General features: G+C 66.4%; 4 protein-coding genes. All 4 read right to left on the bottom strand.

The features are described from left to right. A partial coding sequence (locus ENJ19_02170; GenBank protein HHM04535.1) for a hypothetical protein occupies window positions 1-491 on the bottom strand: 491 nt, incomplete at its 3' end. 58 nt (window positions 492-549) lie between these two features. Continuing rightward, window positions 550-999 carry a hypothetical protein gene (locus ENJ19_02175; GenBank protein HHM04536.1) on the bottom strand — a complete coding sequence of 150 codons (450 nt, stop codon included), beginning with the start codon at window positions 997-999 and terminating at the stop codon, window positions 550-552. Between the two features lie 86 nt (window positions 1,000-1,085). Beyond that, entirely contained in the window at window positions 1,086-3,275 is a 2,190-nt protein-coding gene (locus tag ENJ19_02180; GenBank protein ID HHM04537.1) for a hypothetical protein, read from the bottom strand. Window positions 3,276-3,531: 256 nt separating this feature from the next. Next, on the bottom strand, window positions 3,532-4,107 hold the full coding sequence (locus tag ENJ19_02185; protein HHM04538.1) for a hypothetical protein: 576 nt from the start codon (window positions 4,105-4,107) through the stop codon (window positions 3,532-3,534). Window positions 4,108-4,120: the final 13 nt, after the last annotated feature.

The raw sequence follows: 4,120 nt of genomic DNA on the forward strand, positions 1-4,120 counted from the left end.
AAGGCGAGCTGGTCGCGGTACAGGTTCATGCCGTTGGCGGGCTGCGTCGGCTGCAGGCTGCGGCCACCGGCCGCGGTGCCGCGCACGAAGTAACGCAGGACGGGAATGCGCAGGTTTGCGCGGGGCTGGAGGATCTGCAGGCTCAGGCGGTGGCTGCCCGGCTCGAAGGTGGGCAGCGGTGGAATGTCCCCGGTTTCGATCACCACGTCGCTGCCAAAGGACAGGCTGCGGTTGATCTGCTGGATGGGCCGCCCGTCCACCACCCAGCGCGCGGCCAGCACACCGTTGCCGGTGTAGTTGATCAGGGCCTGCGCCTTGAGGCTGGCGTTGAGTGGCACGGTGATGTCCCCCCGTCCGTTTTCGAATTGCAGTTCCACCCGGTTGATCACCAGCGGCCCGGCGGTGGAAGGCCGGCCGCTCTGGACATCGAGTTGCAGGTCGATGGGGGCGGCCGGCAGGCCGCGCGCCAGCGACAACATCAGCACCGACATGATGACTGCCCCGCGAGCCGCCCATCGGCCATGTGAGAACATCCGTGCCATATTGCGCCTAGTTCCCCTTAGTCTTCCGGCCCGTCACGAAGTAGCGAATCACCGGCACCGGAAACGGCGGCGCCGGCTCCTGCACGCGCAGGGTCACGCTGTGCGGCCCCGGCTCGAAGGTGGGCAGGCGCGTGCCGGCGCCGGTTTGCAGGGTCACGGTGCTGCCAAAGCTGAGGTTCAGCGCCACCGTCTCCAACGGCCGCCCGTCCACCAGCCAGGTGGCGCGCAGCGGGCCATTGCCGTCGGTGCGGATCACCGCGCGGGCGTGCAACCGGGCATCTTGCGGCACCGTGGCCTCAGCCTGCTGGTTGGCGAACGTCAATTCGATGCGGGTGATTTGCAGCGGGCCGCTGGTCTTGCCGCCGGCGCCGGTGATGCGGTATGGCGCGCCGGGCGTAGCCGCGCTGCCCGTCGAGGCCGTGTCGACCGTGCTGCCGCAACCGCCGATGAGCAGCACGATACCCGCCGCCCACAGCCGGCCTCGCCAGGGGCTCCGGGCCTGCGGGCGGGGTGATGGAAGATCATCGCCGCGGCCGCGCATCACTATAAACCGTTGATGGGGGTGAACAGGTTGATGCTCAGGAACACGGAGCGGCTGTCGATGTCGTTGCCCGGCTTGACCCGGTCGGTGACCTCACTGAAATTGGCGCTCAGCGCCAGTGAGCCGCTGCGGAAACGCAGCCATTTGCGGCTGTAGCGGCTGATGTCAGCGGACAGGCGCAGGGTGCCATTGAGACTGGTGGAATCCTGGCTGCCGTCGGAGGCCTCGTTTTCCATGTACGAGACCTGCAGGCTGGTGTTGAGAAAATCCGCGAAACCGGGGGAGCCGCTGGCGGTGAGCGCGGCGATGCGCGTGGTCTTGAGCACCGAGGCGCTGGTGCTTTCATTGAAACTCAGGGACAGGTTCAGATTGAGGCCGCTGGCCGGCAGGTAACCGCCGCTGAGGTTGACGGCCCGGGTCTCGCTGTCCAGGCTGCCGATGTCGTCGGTGATCCTGCTGTAGCTGGTGTTCAGCCCGAGGTTCCAGCGCTTTGCGGACTTGGCCAGGGCGATGCTCAGGGTCTCGTTGATGTTTTTCACCGGCTGGCTGCCCGCCGGTTCCTTGCTGCTGTTCTGTGCGGCGCGGGAGTAGCTGGCGTTGAAACTGGGCCAGGGCTCGGCGGCGAAGCCGTAGCTGATGCTGGCCGCGGTGCTCACCACCACCGGGCGGCTGGCATCATTGCCGACGTTGTCGCGGCTGCGGCTGAGGCTGAAGCCGAGGTTGGATACCCCCAGCACGGCGCCGGCATTGACGGCCAGTGATTCGCGGTCCGAGGTGAAATTGGGGTTGGCGATGCTGGCAAAGTCGGTGCCGTAGTAGCGATAGCTGGCGCCCAGGGAGTGCCGGCCGAGGCGTTGCGACAAATCCACGGTGCCGGCAAAGTCGCCCTGCTTGCCGGTGCCGTCGGTGGTGTCGGCGTCGAAGCCGCTGCGGGCCAGCTCGGTCTTCAGGGTGGTGTCCCCCGCGCTATGTTCCAGGGCCAGGGCCAGCACGTCCCCCTTGCTGGGGGTGCCGGTGCTGGCGCTGTTGTCGCCGCTGGCGGCTTGGTTTTCGCCGGTGATGTAGGCCAGGGTCATGGGCAGGCGGTCACCGGACAGCAGGGAGCGGCTCAGGGACAGCCCGTAGACCTGCTGGCCGCTATCGCCGATGCCGGCATCCATGCCGGTGACGGTCTCCGCGTTGACGTTGAACAGCCGCAGCTCGTTACCGGCGCCCTTCAGCCTGGCCCGGAAACCGCGCCGCGCGAAGGATGGCGCACTGAGCGCGGTTTCGCGGATGGATACGTCACCGTATTCCGCCAGTTGCTCGCCATCGGTGACGGACAGGTTGAAGCCGGAGCTGAGGGTGACGTCCTCCGTGGGGCTGTCCTTCAGGTATTGCAGGTTGATGTTGCGCAGCCGGGTCTCCCATTGCCCGCGGCGCAGGCCGGCCTCCAGGTTCAGGTTGGCGCTGGCGCTGTCGCCGCCGGTCCCGGCGCTGTTCTGTAGCTGATTGCCATAGTTGAAGGACAGGCCGCCCTCGGCAAACAGGCCGCCGCCGGCCTCCCCTTCCGCCTCGCCCACGGTAAAGGTCCAGGATTTCTCGTGCATGCGGCCGCTGCTGTCCGCCACGGCGAGCAGCAGGGTGTGTTCGCCGGGGGCCGGCATCAGCCCGGTGCTGAACCACAGGCGGCCGTCGCTGAACCGGGCCAGGCTGCTGACATCGGTGTCGTCCAGCAACAGGGTGGTGTTGTCGGGCGCGAAGCGAAAGCGGTCGGGATCGGCGCTGATCTCCACGCGCAGTTCCGTGGCCTGCAGCGGGGCATCCGTGGCGGGACTGAGCAGCCTCAGTGCGCCAGGCGCCGGCGCCGCGCGTACCGCCAGGCGGTGCACCGTGGCCGGCGCATTGAGGGGTGCTGAAAAGGGCCGGCCGCGCGGGTCGATGATGCGGACATAGTATTCCATGCCCGGGGCAACGACGGCGGAGGCCGGTATGATCGCGCGCGCCGACTGCCGGCCCAGCACCTGCAAGGGAATGCGCTGAAAATACCGTGTGCCCACCGGACGGTAGAACAATTCGCCCCGCTGCAGGGCCTGGTCCACGAGGGTCACGGTCAGGGTCAGCGGCTGGCCCTGGTAGACGGGATCGGCAGGCGGTGACACGCGAATGCTCGCCCACAGGGCGCCCGGCAACAGCCAGGCAATTCCTGCCAAAAGGACTACCGCATACGACAAGCTGTTCATGAAACGGCCGTGCAGCACAGTCACCCACCCATATTCCCATTGCCGGGGTGCACCCATCCCTCGAATCCCGGCGCATGTTGCCAGGGGTGGCGATTCGAGAACCTTGTAGGAAAGCCAGCCGCGAGTATAAGGGGGGGAGGGTTACACAGAGGTTACTCCGGCTCGGGAGTTTCCCATGATAAGGAGTAAAAGCCCTCCGAATCTGAGACGGGGAAACAGGCTGCAATCAGCTGTTGAGCAAGGCACGGGTTGCTGCCGAGGGTGCACATCCCGTGCTGCTGGTGAAAACCTGGACACACTTTTCGTAACAGGCCCGCGCCTCGGCTTCCCGCCCCTCCACCAGATGGCAGCGGATCAGCCCCTGCCAGGCCTCCTCCAGCAGCGGGTCGGTTTCCAGCAGGTGCCGGTAACTGTGCAGCGCCGCCTGGGTATCGGCATCCTCGACACAGCGTGTCAATTGCACGGACCAACGGACAAGGCAATTGCGCATCTTCTCCCGCTGTCGCACGACCCAGCTCGCGGGTTCACTGGCCAGGAAATGCCCGCCGTAGTGGCGCATCAGGCGCAGGAGTAAATCGTGACACTGCGCGGTGTCCCTGCCGGCAACGCTGGCCTCGGCACGTTCGAACAGGCGAGCAATGGCCCAGCAGTCCACCCACACATATTTTCCGTTCAGGCTCAGTTGATGATTTGTCAGTTCCAGCACCGGGTGCTCGCCCAGGGACTTGCGCAGACGATGCAACGTGGTCTTGAAGTTCGACTGTGCCTGGTGGCCTTCCGCGTCGGGCCACAGCGCATCCATGATGGTCTGCTCA

It is taken from the genome of Gammaproteobacteria bacterium (assembly GCA_011375345.1).
Taxonomy (GTDB): domain Bacteria; phylum Pseudomonadota; class Gammaproteobacteria; order DRLM01; family DRLM01; genus DRLM01.

Excerpts from the sequence above, each read along its gene's own strand:
- ENJ19_02185 (HHM04538.1), bottom strand. The coding sequence starts at position 4,107 with ATGGATGCGCTGTGGCCCGACGCGGAAGGCCACCAGGCACAGTCGAAC.